The sequence below is a fragment of the Vreelandella piezotolerans genome (assembly GCF_012427705.1).
Taxonomy (GTDB): domain Bacteria; phylum Pseudomonadota; class Gammaproteobacteria; order Pseudomonadales; family Halomonadaceae; genus Vreelandella; species Vreelandella piezotolerans.
Genome location: NZ_CP048602.1, coordinates 1,667,873 through 1,685,808 on the forward strand (window position 1 = coordinate 1,667,873; position 17,936 = coordinate 1,685,808).

Genomic DNA, 17,936 nt, shown 5'->3' on the forward strand with positions numbered 1-17,936 from the left:
GCTCGATGACGCTGTTCTACCACTTTGATGAGACACAACCGCTAGCGGGCCGCTTGGCGATGGGCGTCGAGTACGATGGCTCTCGCTTTTGCGGCTTTCAGCGGCTCAAGCACGCGGCCTCCGTTCAGCAGGCCATCGAGGATGCGCTGGCCAAAGTGGCCGGTGCACCGGTGCATATTTACGCCAGTGGGCGTACCGACTCCGGCGTTCATGCCACCCGCCAGGTCATCCACTTCGATCCCCCGGTCCAGCGCACTGAGAAAGCGTGGATTTTTGGCGCCAACACCAATTTACCCAGGGATGTGGCGGTACGCTGGGTGAAGCCGGTATCCGATGACTTCCACTCCCGTCTGGGCGCGCTGGCGCGTCGCTATCGCTATATTTTCTTGAACCAAATCAGTCGACCCGTGCTAGAGCGCGCCAACGTGACCTGGTGTCGAGACCCGTTGGATGCCGATGCTATGCACCGTGCGGCCCAAGCGTTGGTGGGTGAGCACGACTTCAGCAGCTTTCGCGCCGCCGGGTGTCAATCGAAAACCCCTTGGCGGCAGATGCACTTCGTGGAAGTGAAGCGCTACGGCCCGCTGGTGGTGATCGACATTCAAGGCAATGCCTTTTTGCATCATATGATTCGCAACATTGCCGGTGCCCTGGCAAGCGTGGGCCGCGGCGCCCAAGACGAAGGCCATATTGCGCGCCTACTGGCGCTGAAAAACCGCCGCCAGGGCGATGTCACGGCGCCTGCTTGCGGCCTGCATTTCGTCGACTCCATCTATGACGAGCGTTTCGAGCTGCCCAAAGAGCCGATCGGGCCGAACCTGTTGGCCTTCACCGGCGAGTGGACCGGCGAGCGGGTGCTGCCCGACAGCCCTCGTGTTGCCGCACGTCGGCGGCTCACGTTCTCCAAACAGGCCCATCCGCAGCATCAGGAGACATCTTCATGACGCTTAGCGTAACGCGCACGCGCATCAAGTTCTGTGGGTTGACGCGCCCGGCGGATATCGACCGGGCGGTAGCGCTTGGCGTCGATGCGCTGGGCTTCGTCATGTGGCCGCAAAGCCGCCGGAGCGTCACGCCAGAAACGCTGGCGACGCTGGCGGCGCAGGTGCCTGCCTTCGTAACGCGGGTCGGACTCTTCGTCGATCAGTCTGCAGAGTTCATCGAGCAGTGCCTGCCGCACTTGGATTTGATCCAGTTTCATGGCGACGAGTCACCGGCGTTCTGCGAGCAGTTCGGTCGGCCTTGGATCAAAGCGTTACGCATGCGCGATGGGCTTGATTTACACGACGCCGCGACGATCTATGGCGGTGCCCAAGCGCTGCTGTTGGATGCCTATCGACCCGGTGTACCAGGTGGAACTGGTGAGACCTTCGATTGGTCTAGAATCCCCGCAACCCTGGCAAAACCTGTTATTCTCGCGGGTGGACTGACCGCCGATAATATTGCCAGGGCGGTCAACGACGTGGCGCCGTATGCGGTCGATGTGTCGGGCGGTATCGAAGCATCTCCCGGCGTGAAAGAGGCCGACTCGATGGCCGCTTTCGTTCGCCATGTGGCGCAGGCTGACATCCGCTAAACGTGCTTGCGCGCACGCACTTTTCGATGCGCTTCCCACCGGTCGTGGGCGAGCCAGACACCATTCATTCATTTGCCTTTTCTGGCGATCTCGTGAGGTATGCCTGTGACTGTCTCAGCAACAGAAACCAAGTTCAGCGACCTGACCCGAATGCCGGATGCCCGCGGTCATTTTGGCCCCTACGGCGGCCGGTTCGTGTCAGAAACCCTTAGCTTTGCTCTGGAAGAACTGGAGCAGATCTACCTCAGTCTGCGCGACGACCCGGATTTCCAAACCGAATTCGATCGTGACTTGGCTTACTACGTGGGCCGTCCGTCGCCGCTGTATCATGCCAAGCGCTGGTCTGACTCGCTGGGCGGGGCACAGATTTGGTTGAAACGTGAAGACCTCAATCACACTGGTGCTCACAAGGTGAACAACACCATCGGTCAGGCGCTGCTGGCGAAAAAAACCGGCAAGCCTCGGGTAATTGCTGAAACCGGCGCTGGCCAGCACGGCGTGGCGACAGCCACCGTCGCCGCCCGACTCGGGTTGGAGTGTGACGTGTACATGGGGGCGGAAGACGTGCAGCGTCAAAAGCTCAATGTTTACCGCATGCGCTTGCTGGGTGCCCGTGTCATTCCGGTAGAGTCGGGCACGCGGACGCTGAAAGACGCCATGAACGAAGCCCTGCGCGACTGGGTCACCAACGTCGATAACACCTTCTACATCATCGGCACCGTGGCGGGCCCGCACCCATACCCGCAGCTCGTGCGCGACTTCAATGCCGTGGTAGGTCGCGAAGCTCGCCGTCAGTCGCTAGAACAGATTGGCCGTTTGCCGGATGCGCTGATCGCCTGTGTTGGGGGTGGTTCCAATGCGCTGGGGCTGTTCTACCCGTTCGTCGAGGATGACGCCGTAGCGATGTATGGCGTGGAGGCCGGAGGCGATGGGGTCGAGACGGGGCGTCACGCTGCACCGCTATCCTCGAATGCGCCACGCGGCGTACTGCACGGTAACCGAACCTATCTGATGTCCGACGAGGGCGGGCAGGTGTCGGACACTCACTCCATTTCGGCGGGCCTGGATTATCCCGGCGTTGGCCCCGAGCACTCGCTGTGGAAAGACGTCGGCCGGGTCAACTACGTGGCTGCGAACGACAAAGAAGTGCTGGAAGCGTTCCGCGAGCTGACCCACATGGAGGGCATCATGCCCGCGCTGGAATCGGCCCATGCGTTGGCCCATGCCAAGGTGCTGGCGCCCACCATGCGCCCAGACCAGCATATCGTGGTGAATCTCTCGGGTCGCGGTGATAAAGACATCATGACCGTGGCGAAAATCGACGGCATCGAGTTTTAAGGGCGAGCATGAATCGTATTGACCAGCGTTTTGCAGAGTTGAAACAGCAGGGCCGTAAAGCCCTCATTCCCTACATCACCGCAGGCGACCCTGCACCGCAATACACCGTGGGCTTCATGCATGCCCTGGTGGAAGCAGGGGCCGATGTGATCGAGCTGGGCGTGCCGTTTTCTGACCCCATGGCCGATGGCCCGGTGATTCAGAAAGCCTGCGAGCGGGCGCTAAAACAGGGCACTCGCTTGGTGGACCTGCTGGAGATGGTGGCCGAGTTTCGTCAAACCGATACCACCACCCCCATCGTCTTGATGGGGTATCTGAACCCCATCGAGCGCATCGGCTATGACGTGTTTGCCGACAAAGCGGCAAGCGTCGGTGTGGATGGCGTCCTGGTAGTGGATATGCCGCCAGAAGAGGCCGATGAGTTCGGCCCGCTGTTGAAAGCACGTGACTTGGCGGCGATTTTCTTGGTTGCGCCTACCACTTCCCATGCCCGTGCCGCTACAATATGCGCCCACGGTGAGGGCTACCTTTATTATGTTTCGCTGAAAGGCGTCACCGGTGCGGCTACGTTGAACGCTGAAGACGTGGCCGAGCACCTTGCACCATTGCGCGATATGACCGATCTACCGCTTTGCGTCGGGTTTGGTATTCGCGATGGTGTGACGGCTGCCGAAGTGGCAAAAGTCGCCGACGGTGTCATCGTAGGCAGTGCATTGGTGAACCGTATTGCCGATAGCGTCGATGCGCCTGAAACGATTGCCGGGCAATTGAAAAGCGTGCTAGCAGACATGCGCACCGCCATGGACGCCTAAGCGCGTTCCTCATCGTCTACACTGAATCGATTGACGACACTCATCAGGCTTGGCGTGGCCAAGCCTTGACGTACACGGAAGCCTTTTTGATATGAGCTGGTTAGACAAGATCGTGCCCTCCATGGGGCGTATCCAGCGTAAAGACCGTCGTGCCAGCGTGCCCGACGGCCTCTGGCGTAAATGTCCCAAGTGTGAAGCGGTTCTCTACCTACCTGAGCTAGAGAAGCATCACAGCGTCTGCCCCAAGTGTGAGCACCACCTACGCTTGACGGCGCGCAAACGCTTGGACTGGTTCCTGGATAAACAGGGGCGCGAAGAGATCGCGGCAGAGATCGAGCCGAACGACCGCCTGAAATTCCGCGATTCCAAGAAGTACAAAGACCGTCTGACCGCTGCGCAAAAAGAGACCGGCGAGAAAGATGCGCTGGTCGCGATGCGTGGCGAGCTGGAAGGTTTGCCGATCGTTGCCGTGGCATTCGAGTTCACTTTCATGGGCGGCTCCATGGGTGCCGTGGTGGGCGAGAAATTCGTTCGCGCGGCGACCATCGCCCTCGAAGAGGGCATTCCACTGGTCTGCTTTGCCGCATCGGGCGGTGCACGGATGCAAGAAGCGCTGTTCTCGCTGATGCAGATGGCAAAAACGTCAGCAGCCCTCGAGAAGCTCAAGCAGGCGGGCGTTCCCTATATTTCGGTATTGACCGATCCTGTATTTGGCGGCGTATCGGCCTCTTTGGCGATGCTGGGCGACTTGAACATCGCCGAGCCGAATGCGCTGATCGGTTTTGCGGGCCCCCGAGTGATCGAACAGACCGTACGAGAGACGTTGCCGGAAGGCTTCCAGCGCAGCGAATTCTTGCTGGAGCACGGTACGGTCGACATGATCGTTCACCGCCACGACATGCGCGCACGGGTAGGCGGCGTACTGCGTAAGCTCACGCATCAAAGCGCTCGCCCGGTAAACGATGAATCGTCAGACGCCGAGGTGGTAGAGCCGGTCGTGAATGAAGAGCAGTTGGCCGATGCTGCTGAAGCACCTGCCAAAAGCACGGGTAATGCAGAGGCGCGTCCTGCATCGAGCGATGACGCGTCACGCAATGCCTAATACGTTAGCGGAGTGGCTTGATTACCTGGAATCCCTGCATCCCGTTGGGATCGATATGGGGCTTGATCGGGTGTCGCTGGTCGCCGAACGTATGGGGCTGTTGGATCGCCCCATCGCCAAGCGAACCATCACCGTGGCAGGCACCAACGGCAAGGGATCGACGCTTGCCATGATCGATGCGTTGGCACGTGGCCACGGCTTGCGTACGGGGACTTATACCTCTCCCCATCTATTACGTTACAACGAGCGCGTGACCGTCGACGGTCGTGAAGCCAGCGATAAACGCTTGGTCGAAGGTTTTCAGCAGGTTGAAGTCGCGCGTCTTCAAGCGCCTGCCGTCAGCCTGACCTATTTCGAAGCAGGCACGCTTTGTGCGCTGTGGTGTTTAGCCCAGGCCGATTTGGACTTGGCCTTGCTGGAAGTTGGCTTGGGTGGACGTTTGGATGCGGTGAACATCATCGATGCAGACGTGGCAATCGTTACGACCATTGCGCTGGATCACGCCAACTTTCTCGGCACGGATATCGAGCAAATTGGCCGCGAAAAGGCCGGGATCTTTCGGCCGCTCAAACCCGCAGTGCTGGGTAGTCAGTCTCTGCCCGCGAGCGTGCTCGACTCGGCGATTGCCATCGCTGCTCAAAGCTACGTATTAGGGGCGGCGTTTAGCCATAGCGCAGGTGACGTTGCTGGGGCGCCCTGGTGTTGGCACGGTTTGGCCACCGATGGTGGGACGCTTTCGTTGGACGGTCTGCCGGATCCTGGGCTTCCGATCGACAATGCAGCCACGGCACTGCAGGCGTTGACACTGGCGGGGGTCACGCTGCACGTCGATACCGTACGCAAAGCGCTCCGGACGGTCACGCTGTCTGGACGGATGCAGTGGGTAGGGCAGTGGTGTTTGGATGTGGGCCATAACCCTCACGCCGCTCAGTACGTTGCTCGCCGCTTACCGTCACCCCCTAAGCGCGGCCGCCAGTGGGCCCTGATTGGCATGCTGAACGATAAGGATGCCGACGGGGTCATCCAAGCGCTGTTACCCCGAGTGACCGATTGGGTGTGTGTGACTCTTGCCGGGGAGCGTGGCCGTACGGCGGCGGAGTTAGCCGAACGTATTACGTCGCTGGGCGGACACGTGTATGATTGCGCCGACTCCCCCGCGGCGGGAGCTGCCAAGCTTGCCAAGCAGCTCGCCCCAGAAGACCGCGTGCTAGCCACTGGCTCTTTCTTCACGGTGGCTGAGTTATTGGCCATGCCGCTGCCGCAAGCCATGCTGTCAGCGCGTTAAGCTCGATGGAGAGGGATATGAAATACGGTAAAACGGAACGCATTAGTGGCATCGTGATACTGCTGGCGCTACTGGCGATTGTCGTCCCTTGGTTGATGAGTGACCCTGCCCCTCGGGAAGAGCGCCCTCAGCCGACCTTCGTCATCGAGCAGCCCGTGGACGTCGCTCGCCAAGAGGTACCCGCACCACAAATGCCCGAATCCATCGCGACGCCCGCTCCCTCCGAACCCGTTGAAACGGATGAAGCGCTCGAAGAGCCCATCGACGAGATGCCTCGTGCACCGCAAACCGATCAAGTCGTTCGCGCCGAAACCTCGTCGACGAATCCGGGGACGTCCGAACCGGCGTCCTCTTCATCAGCGCCAGAACCAGCCTCTCCACCGCAAGAGGATCCCATCGCCGCTTTGGTGGCTGCCAACGAGAGCCGAAATAGCAGCAACGGTAACACCCGTAGCGCTTCTTCGGGTCCGGCTGCCCAGCAGCAGGGTGAGTGGGCCGTTCAGGTGGGTAGTTTTGGTAATACCGCGAACGCGCAACGTATTAGTGATCAGCTCAGTGGGGAAGGCTTTCGTGTCTTTCAGCGCGCGCGTGACAATAACCTGACCACGGTTCTCGTGGGTCCTTACGCCACCTCCGAAGATGGTGAAGAAGCCATGGCGCTCATCAAGCAGCGAATCAATGTTCAAGGTCTGCTCGTGCGAGTAAGAGATTGACCATGGCTTTGACTTGGATCGATGCTCTGTTTCTAGCGGTTCTTGCGCTATCCATGCTGGCGGGGTTCGTGCGTGGCTTCGTACGTGAATCGTTGGGTTTGGCGGCCTGGGTAGTGGCGCTGATGGTGGCGCGCGTGCTGGCTGAGCCGGTGGCCGAGCTAATGAGCGGCTTTATCGATAGTTTCGATGCCCGTTTAGTGTTGGCGTTCGTGCTGGTGATTTTTGCCGTCATCCTATTATGTGGCATCGTCATCCGCGTGGTGCACGCGGCCGTCGAGTGGGTAGGCATGGGCCTACTGAATCGTTTTGCAGGGGCCGCGTTCGGTGTTGCCCGAGGGGCAGTGATTCTGCTGGTGGCCACCGTGTTGATCACGTTGACGCCCCTGGCAGAGTTACAAGCGTGGCAGCAGGCTTCGTTGAGGCCCACGTTCGTCGAGCTGCGCGATTGGGCGGTCAGTCAGCTCGACCAGTGGGAGCGCGAACTGCCCACGCCTCCCGAGTCGCTGCGCGATATTTCGCTACCCGAGCTGCGTCGCCCGCAGCCAACGCTCCCGTCAACTGGGTCGGCGGACGAAGGCTCGGGCGCGCTATAAAGGGTGTTTGAATTCTCTTCACTGGCGCTATGGGCGGTGCCAGTGTTTATCCGTTAGATGAACGTCGGGCTTGCGTCCGTAAGCCATGGTATCAAAGCGAGGTAACAGGAATGTGCGGTATAGTGGGCCTTCTGGCCAAGCAGGCGGTAAATCAGGGAATCTACGATGCCCTGACCGTACTTCAGCATCGGGGCCAGGACGCTGCCGGCATGATGACTTGGAGCGAGGGACGCTTCTTACTGCGCAAGAGTAACGGCTTAGTTCGTGACGTTTTCCATACCCGCCACATGGCACGCCTGAAGGGTAATCTGGGCATTGGGCACGTCCGTTATCCCACGGCTGGCTCTTCTAGCGAGGCCGAATCGCAGCCTTTCTACGTTAACTCCCCCTACGGTATCGCGCTTGCGCACAACGGTAACCTGACCAACTCCGAGCAGTTGAAGCAGGAGCTGTTTTCGACCGATCTTCGCCACATCAACACCAGCTCTGACTCCGAGGTGCTGCTGAACGTGTTTGCCCATGAGCTGGGCAAACAGGGCCTGCATCTAGAAGCAGAAGACATTTTCGATGCCGTCCGTAGAGTGCACCGGCGCTGCAAAGGCGGCTACGCGGCGGTCGCGATCATCAATGGCTTTGGCATGGTGGCGTTTCGCGACCCCCACGGCATCCGTCCGGTCGTCTTCGGTACCCGCCAAAATGCCGATGGCCAGGAGGTCATGATTGCCTCTGAATCCGTGGCGTTGGACGTTGGCGGCTTCGAGCTCGAGCGCGATCTGGCCCCTGGTGAGGCGATTTTCGTCGATATGCAAGGCCAGGTGCACACTCAGGTTTGCGCGGATCGCCCTCAGCTTCGCTCGTGCATTTTCGAACACGTCTACCTCGCGCGCCCCGACTCGATTCTGGACGGCGCCTACGTGTATGGCACACGCATGCAGATGGGGCGCAAGCTGGGCGACCGCATTCTGAACGAATGGCCGGACCACGATATCGACGTGGTCATCCCGATTCCCGATACCTCGCGGACCTCGGCACTCGAAATGGCGCAGCATCTCGGCGTGACCTACCGAGAAGGTTTCATGAAGAACCGCTACATTGGCCGTACCTTCATCATGCCGGGGCAGACCCAGCGCAAGAAGTCGGTGCGCCAAAAATTGAACGCGATCGATGTAGAGTTCAAAGGCAAGAACGTACTGCTGGTGGACGACTCCATCGTTCGAGGCACCACCTGTAAACAGATCATTCAGATGGCTCGCGATGCCGGGGCCCGCAAGGTCTACTTTGCTTCGGCAGCACCGCCCGTGCGCTACCCCAACGTCTATGGGATCGATATGCCGGCGGCCACCGAGCTCATCGCCCATGGGCGTACCGAGGACGAAGTCGGCCAGTTGATTGGTGCGGACCGCATTTTCTATCAAGATCTGGAAGATTTGAAAGACGCCTGCCGTGAAGTGAATCCTGATATGGAAGCCTTCGACTGCTCGGTGTTCGATGGTAACTACGTGACCGGCGACATCGACGATGCCTATCTGGCCGTTTTGGAGGCGAGCCGGAATGATGCGGCGAAAGATCAGAGCGCGGGTGACCACGCGCTGGTCGATATGCATAATCAAGACGATGATCTGGACGATTGAGCGTGATGCTCTGCGGTGACGAGGTCATCGTAGGCATTCGGTTTGGTTGATGTGCACACGATGTGTGCAGCGTTACGATACAGCGGTTGGAATAAGGGGCTCTGCCATGCACGACGATAACCACCAAGATGAGTGGTCGCTCGAAACGCTCGCTATTCGCGCGGGGCATCACCGCACGTTCGAGCAAGAACACGCTGAGCCGATATTCCCGACGTCGAGCTTCGTGTATGAGAGCGCGGCCGAGGCAGCACGCAAGTTTGGTGGCAAAGAGCCCGGTAATGTGTATTCGCGCTTCACCAATCCGACCGTTCACACCTTCGAGCGCCGGTTAGCGGCGCTCGAGGGCGGCGAGCGCTGTGTGGCCACCAGCTCGGGAATGTCGGCGATTCTCTCGACGGCGCTGGCGCTGCTATCGGCGGGGGATGAAATCGTTGCATCTCGCTCGCTGTTTGGCTCCACGGTCAGTCTGTTCGATAAATATTTGGGCAAGTTCGGTATCACCACCCGCTATGTCGAGCTGTCCAATTTGACCGCGTGGGAAGCGGCGATCAGCCCCGCGACCAAGCTGATGTTTGCCGAAACGCCCTCCAATCCACTTTCCGAAGTGGCCGATATTCCGGCCCTGGCAGCGCTTGCCAAGCGAAGCGGTGCGCTATTGGCGATCGATAACTGCTTTTTGACGCCCGCGTTGCAAAAGCCCATCGCGCTAGGCGCCGATTTGGTCATTCACTCCGCGACCAAGTACTTGGACGGACAAGGCCGCGCAGTCGGTGGTGCGGTCGTGGGGAAGCATGACGTATTGGAAGAGGTCTTTGGCGTCGTGCGCACCTGCGGGCCGTGCATGAGCCCGTTCAACGCGTGGATATTCACAAAGGGATTGGAAACACTCTCGCTGCGCATGAAGGCACACTGCGACAATGCCCTGACGCTGGCGCGTTGGCTCGACCAGCACCCGGCGGTGAATCGCGTTTATTACAGCGGTTTGGAAGCCCACCCGCAGCATGCGCTGGCGAAACAGCAGCAGCAAGGTTTTGGTGCAGTGCTCGGCTTTGAAGTGAAGGGAGGGCAAGAGGGGGCGTGGCAGGTCATCGATGCCACGCGTATGCTCTCCATCACGGGTAATCTGGGGGATGTGAAAACCACTATCACTCACCCAGCGACCACGACCCATGGCCGTCTCTCCGAGGCACAAAAAGAGGCCGCTGGCATCGCGCCTGGGCTGATTCGTGTCGCGGTGGGGCTCGAAAGCCAAGAGGACATACAGCGCGATTTGGCGCGTGGCTTGGATGCGCTAGTAGCTCGCTAAGTCTATGACATCGGAAACTCACAAAAAACCCACCTTGCGGTGGGTTTTTTGTTGCTCTAACGATCGTTGCGCGCAGGCTTATGAGGCATTGCGGTGCGGCAAGTCAGATTGCGCGATTTGGCTGTCGCGGTCGTTAGAGGCATGCGCTTCCGAGCTGGGCTCAGCCACGCGATTCTTGGCAGCGTCACCGTTCACGAGCGTCAAGTCTGCAGGCGTCATGTTAACGTTCTCGACACTGTGATTAGCCGAAGAGCTGGCGTGGACGATTTCGTTAAACTCTGCGGAGCCTTGCTCGGCGAACGCGGCGGTGGACGACAATGCAACGGCGATGGCGGAAATAAGGGTCAATTTTTTCATCTGTCATACTCTCTATGGATAATAAAGTCGTTTTGGTCGCTGTGACGTTGTGCGTCAGGACGTGCGCTAATAATAAGCGCACTAAACAAATAGTAAAATTGATTAAAATTGCATGATTTGTTCGAATTTTTAAACTTTCGTCTAACGTGTTCGGTTGGGGTATGTCGCTGGCTGCGCATGACTAGAGGGCTAGATCATTAGCGGCGTAAGCAATGGTTTTTACGAACGAAGTATTCTGCTTTTTTCAGCAGAGTTTTTAGCGGTGAAACGGTATGCTCTTGACACATAAGATAAGAGCGACATGCGAGCAGTTTTACACGGGGGATCAAGGATGTTGCGGAACACGCGCAGCGGTTGGGGTGTCATTAGTATTCTTTTTCACTGGTTGAGCGCCCTGGCGATCGTAGGGTTGTTCATTTTAGGGTGGTGGATGACGGGATTGGGTTACTACGATCCCTGGTATAACCAAGCTCCCTGGATTCATCGTTCGATAGGTATTTTGCTACTTCTGGCTACCGCTGGACGGCTGGTATGGCGCTGTATACAGCCGACCCCTGCAGCAGAAGGGAATCGCCTCGAGCGAATGGCTGCGCACCTTGGCCATATAGCACTCTACGTGCTGTTATTACTGGTGTTGACTAGCGGCTATTTGATTTCCACCGCTAACGGCCGTGGAATCAGTGTGTTTGGTTGGTTTGAAGTACCTGCTGTGCTGTATGACTTGCCCAACCAAGCAAGTCTGGCGGGAGACGTACATTGGTACAGCGCGCTGGCATTAATGGTGTTGGCTGGCGGCCACGCCCTGATAGCGTTGATACATCACTACCGCTATCGCCATGCAACGCTAAAACGGATGATGAGCCCGCGCTACAGCAAGACGAATTTGTGATGGGATGACCATTTTTTTGAACGCTGTTGGAGTTCTCGAACGTGGCTCCGATAGTGCCCATAAGGAAAGAGAGGAGATGGACGTTATGATGAAGAAAAGCGTAATGGCAGCAGCGGTAGCGGCAGCAGCACTGGTTCCACTGAGCCAAGCGCAGGCCGCCGATTATCAAATTGACACCGAAGGCCAGCACGCCTTTGTACAATTTAAAATCAACCACCTGGGTTTCTCCTACATTCTGGGTAGTTTTGAAGAGTTCGATGGTCAGTTCTCCTACGACGCCGACGATCTAGCATCCTCCTCCGTCGAGATGGAAGTGCAGGTAAACAGCCTGAATAGTAACCATGCCGAACGCGACCGTCATATTCTAAGCGGTGACTTCCTCAACGCCAGCGAATACCCCACGGCGACCTTCACATCGACCGGCTTCGAACCCACCGGTGACAACGAGGGTGTCGTCACCGGTGAGCTGACACTGCACGGCGAGACGCAAGAGATCGAAATGCCGGTCACGCTGATGGGAGAAGGTGAAGACCCGTGGGGTAACTACCGCGCAGGCTTCGAGGGTAGCACCATGCTGACTCTGGGCGATTTCGGCATCGACATGAGCGATTTCCCGGAAGCCATGCATGACGTCGAACTTTATGTAACGTTCGAAGGTATTCGCCAGTAAGCGATACCGTTCAAGAACGCCGCCACCCTTGCGGGTGGTGGCGTTTTTTGCGTTTAGCCTTTCCATTTTCTGACATTTAGGAGTCCGTTTTTGGCAGCAGTGATGCAACAACGCGAGCTGGCGATAACCCTATGGCGGCAGACCTGGCCAATGGCCATTGGGGTGCTGGCGCTATTGGGTTTTCAGCTTGTGGATAGTGCGTTCATCGCACGCCTGGGCACTGCGCCGCTGGCGGCGCAATCGTTTACCTTTCCGCTTTCGTTTCTGATCATCGGTATTCAGGTGGGCATGGGCATTGCCATTGCCGCACTGATCTCTAGAGCATTGGGCGCTGAGCAGCAGGCGAGAGCCAAGCGGCTCTCCTGCCTAGTGCTGATGGCTGGAGGTGCCGTGATTGCGCTACTTGCTCTGATACTGTGGTGGCTGGAAGTGCCGCTGTTTCGAATGCTGGGGGCAGATGACACGGCATTGAGCTACATTCGGGCCTACTGGGGGCCTCAGCTTTTGGCGGCTTGGTTAGGAGCCGTGCTTTACTTCATGTACAGCGTCTTTCGCGCCCATGGCGATACCCGTATGCCTGGGAAAATGATGGTCATCAGTAGTCTCATCAATCTAGCACTGGACCCACTGTTCATTTTTGGGGTGGGCCGTTGGGAAGGCTGGGGACTACCAGGAGCCGCGTGGGCGACCGCCGTGGCATTTTCGGTTGGGCTGCTGCTGACGGGACGCAAACTGCATCGACGCCAGTGGGCCACGACCGACGCCATTGGCACGGAGGCGGCACACTCCTGGCGGCCTTTCATTGGCATTGCGGCACCGGCCATGGTTAGCCAGTTGATGCCACCTTTGGCCGCCATGCTGGCCATTGCCGCGGTAGCGGGCCTAGGGGATACCCAAGTGGCGGCATGGGGGTTGGCGAGCCGTCTGGAAACGCTGTCGCTGATGGTCATACTGGCCATGACGATGTCGCTGCCTCCTTGGTTGGGGCGCTGCTACGGTGCGGGCGACTGGGGGCAAATCCAGCGGCTGCTGCGTTTGGCGTTGAAAGTGGCCGTAGTGTGGCAATTGAGCTTGGGCACACTGCTCGCACTGGCATCGCCATGGGTAGCGATGGCGCTAGCGGGAACGCCCGAGGTACAAAACGAGCTGGCGCTACTGATTCGTTTTCTGCTGCCCAGCTACGCGGCACTGGGAGTGTGCATGCTGGTGGTGTCGGCGGGTAACGCGCTGGGTTGGCCGCTAAGGGCCATGCTGCTGTCGAGCGCGCGGCTGTTCATCTGCTACTTGCCCTGTTTATGGTTGGGGGCACAGCTATTTGGCTGGACGGGCCTAGCCGCGGGGGCAGCCATCGGCAATTTGCTGGCTGGATTGACGGCATGGGTGGTGTTGATGCGTATTCTCTCCCGCCCGCATCGGCAGGCGGGAGCCTCGCAATGAATCAGCGCTTATCAGGGGCTTCTTGGAACGAGAAGTAGACGAACAGTAAGGCCATCGCCAAATAGCCCATGACGAACTCCGGTGCGGCGTTGAAGGCGAGCTTGGGCGCATGCATCAAACCGACGAACGAGAAGCCTGCGGCAATGACGGCAAAGGCTGCTGCTCGGCGAAACTGATGGTCGATCACCGAGACGGTCATGGCACCTAAGAAGATGGCCATGAACATGGCACCTTGGCCCATGACGACGATGGCACTGGAAATGTCGCTTACCACCTCGCCCGCCCCACGGTTGAAACGGGTCATGACGTAGTTGGCAAAGTAGGGCAGCATGGCCAGCGCGATGGCCGGGTAGTAGCGCGTATCGTTGGCTTGGAACGCCGTTGCGATCATCGACATGCCGACGAACACTAAAATCGGCGCAACGACAGAGACGGGAATGATCGCAGCCAGCGCGGCGATGAGCCCGAACATGGTCGCCAGCGCGTAAACTGCCCCGTTGAGCAGGCTGTAGCCACGACCCGCGCCCATCCATTTCGCACCTACCGTGGCAATATAAACCGTCGTTGGGAACACGCCACCAAATAGTGCCCCGATGATGGTACCTGCACCATCCACTGCCTGGCACTCGCGCACGTCATACTTGTCGCCAGCGGCCTCCATGGCTTCGACATTGTTCATCGTCTCTATGGCGTTATAGAGCGTGATGGGCAGTACCACGGTCAGCACTGCCAGCATGCCGGTGAACAGAAGGCCCAGCCCCTCGAACCAAGCGAGGTTGGGGAGTAGCGGGTACAAGCCGAGATGCGTAAACGCATCGCTGAAGCGCTCGCTACCCGCATCGCCAATCAGGTAGGCCATGACGGTGCCCACCACGATAGCGAACAGCGATGTCGGTAGTTTGAAGGGCATACTTACGCGGGCCACCAAGCCAACGATGATGATCCCTAGCACCAGCAGGCCAATGACCGGCATCTCCAAGGTTTTGAACAGCATTTCACCGGCGATGAAGGTCAGCGCTACGCCCGCTACGGCCCCCAGCATGGCGGCACGGGGTAGGTGGTACTGCGCCCAACGGCCAATGATACTAATCACCGCTTCTATCGCGCCGCTGATGAAGCACGCGGCAACCGCTACTTTCCAGGCCAGTTCGGCATCGCCGGTGAGCTGTTTGGCAGGCAATAGAACGCCAAACAGGAAGACGAACATGACGGGGGTCGAAATGCCGTAGGAGAGGGCAGTGACGTCGCTACGGTTCTCTTTGCGTGCGAGCCTGGCGGCGCTCCAGGCGTAGTAAAAGTTACCGACCATGACTGCGACGGCGGCGCCGGGTAGCACCTGGCCATACACGATCGACGTGGGAAACCCCATGCCCAACATCGTAATCGCGATGATGACGAAGTTAGCGATATTGTTCTGAAAGAGCGCAAAGAATGCGTCGGTATCTTCCTTTTTGTACCACGGGTAATGAGTGCCAGCAGCCGCCATGTTATGCCTCTTGGTTATGGTGTGTTGTATACAAGGCTACGCTGAGTGTGCCGAAAGTTTGACTGATCGGTCAAGCGCTGCGTTGTATCGGACGCCGCGCGGGCGCCCCAGGCTCTGGCGGCGAAGGCGCAATTGTACACAACCTTGGCAAGGGGTTGATAACCTAATGGCTTTTCTTGTGAGTGACCAATGAAAACGCCCAGGCGATGGCCTGGGCGTTGCGGGGTATGCGGTGGATTAGTCGTTGACTGCCGCGATCGCTTTGGCGAGGTAGGGGAGATTCTCGTGTGAGAATCCCGCGACGTTGGCACGACCAGAGCGAACCATGTAAATGCCGAACTCGTCACGTAAACGGTCGACCTGTTCCGGTGTCAGGCCAGTGTAAGAGAACATGCCGCGCTGCTCGGCCACACAGGCGTACTTTTCATCTAAGCCGTAAGGCTTCAAAGCCTCGACGAAGTCGCGGCGCAGTGTGTTGATTCGGTCGCGCATTTCGGTCAGCTCTTCACGCCACAGGGCGGAAAGCTCGGCATCGTGCAAAATCTCGCTGACGATCGCGCCACCGTGAGCGGGCGGGTTGGAGTAGTTCTCACGCGCCACGATAGCCACCTGGGAACGCACGTTTTCCATTTGCTCGGCGTCTTTAGCGATTAGAATCAAGCAGCCGGTACGCTCGCAGTAAATACCGAAGTTTTTGGAGCAGGAACTGGTGATGATCACCTCATCCAGATGCTCGGCCAACAGACGAACGCCGTAAGCGTCTTCGTCCAAGCCTTCCCCGAAACCTTGGTAAGCGAAGTCGATCAACGGCAGCAGCTGGCGCTCCTTCAGTACGGTCAGAACCTCTTGCCACTGCGACTGGGAAAGGTCGAAGCCGGTGGGGTTGTGGCAGCAGGCGTGCAGTACGACGACATCACCCTCAGGGATTTTCTTAAGCGCGGCTAGCATGCCGTTGAAATCCAGCCGGTTATCCGCGTCGACATAAGGGTATTTGTGCAGCTCGATCCCCGCTGACGTAAAAATGCCGTGGTGATTCGGCCAAGTCGGATCGCTTACCCAGATGCCTTTGCCCGGCAGTTGACTGGCGACGAAGTCGGCCGCGAGACGCAGCGCACCGGTACCACCTGGCGACTGAGTAGCGCTGGCACGGTTGGCTTTGAGTACCGGTGAGTCCGAGCCCAGCACCAACGGCAGCACGGCTTCACCATAAGCGGGAGCGCCGTGCGAGCCAATGTAGGTCTTGGTGGATTCATTCTTGAGCAGGCGAGCTTCCGCTTCCTTGACGGCGCGCATGACTGGCGTGTTGCCAGCGGCGTCGCGATATACGCCAACACCCAGATCGACTTTCTGCGGGTTGGTATCTTTTTTGAAAGCTTCGATCAGCCCGAGAATGGCGTCTCCAGGGACTCGCTCAATTTGCTCAAACATTTATTCGGCTACCTCGTCGGTTCTGGCGGCAAGAATGAAGTCGTTAAGATGCAGGCCGTTTATTTCATGGGACCACCAAGTGACAGTGGTTTTGCCCCATTCGGTGATCAAAACAGGGTGGTGACCCGCCTGCTCTGCGACATCGCCAACACGTTGGCTAAACGCTAGCGCGTCGGCAAAGTTACGAAACGTGAATTGTCTCGATAGCTTCATGATGCCATCGTGTTCGATAATCTGCCACTCTGGAAGTGCCTTGAGATGCGCTTGGCATGCCTCATGAGAGAGTGGCATGACGTTGCCGCTGCAAGGTTCGCACTGTGTTTGTGCTAGCGATGTCATGGGAATGCCTCCTGTTGAAGTCGTCTCTTCAGGGTAGAAGGCATACGCAGTCGCGACCAACCTCTTTGGCGCTGTAAAGAGCCCGGTCGGCCCGATCGATCAAAGTGACCAAAGGCTCCCCGCAGTGATACTCCGCCACGCCAATACTCAATGTGACGCTGCCCTGCCCGATACCAAAATCGTGATCGGCGATGGTTTGGCGTAAGCGGTCCGCAAGCTTATGGCATTGCTGCAGCGAGGTGAGCGGCAGCACTACCATAAACTCTTCTCCTCCTAGCCGGGCGAGCATGTCTTCGCAGCGCAGTAGTGACTGGGCCATCATCGCCAACTGTTTCAGGACGTTGTCGCCCTGCAGATGCCCCCAGCGGTCATTGAGCTGTTTGAAATGGTCGATATCGATCATCATGATCGATAGCGGCGTGCCGTGACGGGCGCTCATCGAAGCTAAGTGGGTGAGCTGTCCCATCAATTTACGCCGATTGGGCAGGTTGGTGAGTGGGTCGGTATCGCAGAGCTTACGTAGCCGCTGCTCTTCGACGACTTGGTCGGTGATGTCCATCATTAGCCCATTCCATCGCACTCCTGATGCGATGGGCTCAGGGTTGGCACTTACCGCAATCCAGTGTGGCTTCTCTTCAGGGAAGGGAAGCCGAAAACGCGTATTGAGCGGGAGCATCCAGCGCGCGGAGCGCTCGATGGCCGACATCACTTTGGGATGGTCGTGGCCGGTGAGTTGCTCCAGCAGCAGGCTGGCATCTTCGGCGAGCTGCTGTTTGTCGACATAGGCTAACGCCATCCCACCCCCCTCAAGATAGGGAAAGTTCATATGGCCGCTATGGGAGCGGTAGAACTGAAAAATGACCCCAGGAATACGGGATACGAGACTATCGGCACTGGCGGGTATGTCGATAGACGGTGCGGCTAGGTCATTCACGGGCATGCGTGAATCTCCGGTTTTTATGCCTGTTGTAAGT

General features: G+C 58.3%; 18 protein-coding genes. 13 read left to right on the top strand and 5 right to left on the bottom strand.

What is annotated here, in order from left to right; all coding sequences use genetic code 11:
* Positions 1-5: 5 nt before the first annotated feature.
* The 10 genes from truA (at position 6) to GYM47_RS07675 (ending at position 10,356) form a co-directional block, all read left to right on the top strand.
* On the top strand, positions 6-944 hold the full coding sequence (truA, locus tag GYM47_RS07630; RefSeq protein WP_153843905.1) for a tRNA pseudouridine(38-40) synthase TruA: 939 nt from the start codon (positions 6-8) through the stop codon (positions 942-944).
* Positions 941-1,576 carry a phosphoribosylanthranilate isomerase gene (locus tag GYM47_RS07635; RefSeq protein WP_153843904.1) on the top strand — a complete coding sequence of 212 codons (636 nt, stop codon included), beginning with the start codon at positions 941-943 and terminating at the stop codon, positions 1,574-1,576. The genes truA and GYM47_RS07635 overlap by 4 nt, the downstream gene beginning before the upstream one ends.
* A 99-nt stretch (positions 1,577-1,675) precedes the next feature.
* A complete protein-coding gene (gene trpB, locus GYM47_RS07640; RefSeq protein ID WP_153843903.1) occupies positions 1,676-2,914 on the top strand; it encodes a tryptophan synthase subunit beta in 1,239 nt (412 codons plus the stop codon).
* Positions 2,915-2,922: 8 nt separating this feature from the next.
* Positions 2,923-3,726, top strand: a complete 804-nt coding sequence (gene trpA, locus GYM47_RS07645; protein ID WP_139528083.1) for a tryptophan synthase subunit alpha — start codon at positions 2,923-2,925, stop codon at positions 3,724-3,726.
* Positions 3,727-3,817: 91 nt separating this feature from the next.
* Positions 3,818-4,828 (top strand): acetyl-CoA carboxylase, carboxyltransferase subunit beta, encoded by a 1,011-nt coding sequence (gene accD / locus GYM47_RS07650; protein ID WP_139528082.1) that lies wholly within the window; start codon positions 3,818-3,820, stop codon positions 4,826-4,828.
* Entirely contained in the window at positions 4,821-6,113 is a 1,293-nt protein-coding gene (folC, locus tag GYM47_RS07655) for a bifunctional tetrahydrofolate synthase/dihydrofolate synthase (RefSeq protein WP_153843902.1), read from the top strand. The genes accD and folC overlap by 8 nt, the downstream gene beginning before the upstream one ends.
* Before the next feature lie 17 nt (positions 6,114-6,130).
* A complete protein-coding gene (locus GYM47_RS07660) occupies positions 6,131-6,826 on the top strand; it encodes an SPOR domain-containing protein (RefSeq protein WP_153843901.1) in 696 nt (231 codons plus the stop codon).
* A 2-nt stretch (positions 6,827-6,828) separates the two neighbouring features.
* Complete coding sequence (locus GYM47_RS07665) at positions 6,829-7,419, top strand: CvpA family protein (protein ID WP_153843900.1); 591 nt, start codon at positions 6,829-6,831, stop codon at positions 7,417-7,419.
* Between the two features lie 110 nt (positions 7,420-7,529).
* Positions 7,530-9,050, top strand: a complete 1,521-nt coding sequence (purF, locus tag GYM47_RS07670) for an amidophosphoribosyltransferase (protein ID WP_139528078.1) — start codon at positions 7,530-7,532, stop codon at positions 9,048-9,050.
* Positions 9,051-9,156: 106 nt separating this feature from the next.
* Complete coding sequence (locus GYM47_RS07675) at positions 9,157-10,356, top strand: O-succinylhomoserine sulfhydrylase (RefSeq protein WP_153843899.1); 1,200 nt, start codon at positions 9,157-9,159, stop codon at positions 10,354-10,356.
* A 78-nt stretch (positions 10,357-10,434) separates the two neighbouring features.
* On the opposite strand, the gene GYM47_RS07680 is transcribed toward GYM47_RS07675, so the two are convergent.
* Positions 10,435-10,713 (bottom strand): hypothetical protein, encoded by a 279-nt coding sequence (locus GYM47_RS07680; RefSeq protein WP_153843898.1) that lies wholly within the window; start codon positions 10,711-10,713, stop codon positions 10,435-10,437.
* A 331-nt stretch (positions 10,714-11,044) separates the two neighbouring features.
* Here GYM47_RS07680 and GYM47_RS07685 point away from each other — a divergent pair, with 331 nt between their 5' ends.
* From GYM47_RS07685 to GYM47_RS07695, 3 genes are all read left to right on the top strand, one after another.
* Positions 11,045-11,602 carry a cytochrome b gene (locus tag GYM47_RS07685; RefSeq protein WP_139528075.1) on the top strand — a complete coding sequence of 186 codons (558 nt, stop codon included), beginning with the start codon at positions 11,045-11,047 and terminating at the stop codon, positions 11,600-11,602.
* Positions 11,603-11,687: 85 nt separating this feature from the next.
* On the top strand, positions 11,688-12,272 hold the full coding sequence (locus GYM47_RS07690; protein ID WP_153843897.1) for a YceI family protein: 585 nt from the start codon (positions 11,688-11,690) through the stop codon (positions 12,270-12,272).
* Positions 12,273-12,374: 102 nt separating this feature from the next.
* Positions 12,375-13,709, top strand: a complete 1,335-nt coding sequence (locus GYM47_RS07695; RefSeq protein WP_153843918.1) for an MATE family efflux transporter — start codon at positions 12,375-12,377, stop codon at positions 13,707-13,709.
* 1 nt (position 13,710) lies between these two features.
* On the opposite strand, the gene GYM47_RS07700 is transcribed toward GYM47_RS07695, so the two are convergent.
* The 4 genes from GYM47_RS07700 to GYM47_RS07715 form a co-directional block, all read right to left on the bottom strand.
* Positions 13,711-15,195 (bottom strand): SulP family inorganic anion transporter, encoded by a 1,485-nt coding sequence (locus GYM47_RS07700; protein WP_153843896.1) that lies wholly within the window; start codon positions 15,193-15,195, stop codon positions 13,711-13,713.
* Between the two features lie 237 nt (positions 15,196-15,432).
* Entirely contained in the window at positions 15,433-16,623 is a 1,191-nt protein-coding gene (locus tag GYM47_RS07705; RefSeq protein ID WP_153843895.1) for an amino acid aminotransferase, read from the bottom strand.
* Positions 16,624-16,962: a 4a-hydroxytetrahydrobiopterin dehydratase gene (locus GYM47_RS07710; protein WP_153843894.1), complete on the bottom strand. Its 339-nt coding sequence runs from the start codon at positions 16,960-16,962 to the stop codon at positions 16,624-16,626.
* A gap of 28 nt (positions 16,963-16,990) precedes the next feature.
* Positions 16,991-17,902: a GGDEF domain-containing protein gene (locus tag GYM47_RS07715; protein ID WP_153843893.1), complete on the bottom strand. Its 912-nt coding sequence runs from the start codon at positions 17,900-17,902 to the stop codon at positions 16,991-16,993.
* Positions 17,903-17,936: the final 34 nt, after the last annotated feature.

Coding starts and splice junctions, on each gene's coding strand:
- truA (WP_153843905.1), top strand. CDS start 6: ATGACGCTGTTCTACCACTTTGATGAGACACAACCGCTAGCGGGCCGC.
- GYM47_RS07635 (WP_153843904.1), top strand. CDS start 941: ATGACGCTTAGCGTAACGCGCACGCGCATCAAGTTCTGTGGGTTGACG.
- trpB (WP_153843903.1), top strand. CDS start 1,676: ATGCCTGTGACTGTCTCAGCAACAGAAACCAAGTTCAGCGACCTGACC.
- trpA (WP_139528083.1), top strand. CDS start 2,923: ATGAATCGTATTGACCAGCGTTTTGCAGAGTTGAAACAGCAGGGCCGT.
- accD (WP_139528082.1), top strand. CDS start 3,818: ATGAGCTGGTTAGACAAGATCGTGCCCTCCATGGGGCGTATCCAGCGT.
- folC (WP_153843902.1), top strand. CDS start 4,821: ATGCCTAATACGTTAGCGGAGTGGCTTGATTACCTGGAATCCCTGCAT.
- GYM47_RS07660 (WP_153843901.1), top strand. CDS start 6,131: ATGAAATACGGTAAAACGGAACGCATTAGTGGCATCGTGATACTGCTG.
- GYM47_RS07665 (WP_153843900.1), top strand. CDS start 6,829: ATGGCTTTGACTTGGATCGATGCTCTGTTTCTAGCGGTTCTTGCGCTA.
- purF (WP_139528078.1), top strand. CDS start 7,530: ATGTGCGGTATAGTGGGCCTTCTGGCCAAGCAGGCGGTAAATCAGGGA.
- GYM47_RS07675 (WP_153843899.1), top strand. CDS start 9,157: ATGCACGACGATAACCACCAAGATGAGTGGTCGCTCGAAACGCTCGCT.
- GYM47_RS07680 (WP_153843898.1), bottom strand. CDS start 10,713: ATGAAAAAATTGACCCTTATTTCCGCCATCGCCGTTGCATTGTCGTCC.
- GYM47_RS07685 (WP_139528075.1), top strand. CDS start 11,045: ATGTTGCGGAACACGCGCAGCGGTTGGGGTGTCATTAGTATTCTTTTT.
- GYM47_RS07690 (WP_153843897.1), top strand. CDS start 11,688: ATGATGAAGAAAAGCGTAATGGCAGCAGCGGTAGCGGCAGCAGCACTG.
- GYM47_RS07695 (WP_153843918.1), top strand. CDS start 12,375: ATGCAACAACGCGAGCTGGCGATAACCCTATGGCGGCAGACCTGGCCA.
- GYM47_RS07700 (WP_153843896.1), bottom strand. CDS start 15,195: ATGGCGGCTGCTGGCACTCATTACCCGTGGTACAAAAAGGAAGATACC.
- GYM47_RS07705 (WP_153843895.1), bottom strand. CDS start 16,623: ATGTTTGAGCAAATTGAGCGAGTCCCTGGAGACGCCATTCTCGGGCTG.
- GYM47_RS07710 (WP_153843894.1), bottom strand. CDS start 16,962: ATGACATCGCTAGCACAAACACAGTGCGAACCTTGCAGCGGCAACGTC.
- GYM47_RS07715 (WP_153843893.1), bottom strand. CDS start 17,902: ATGCCCGTGAATGACCTAGCCGCACCGTCTATCGACATACCCGCCAGT.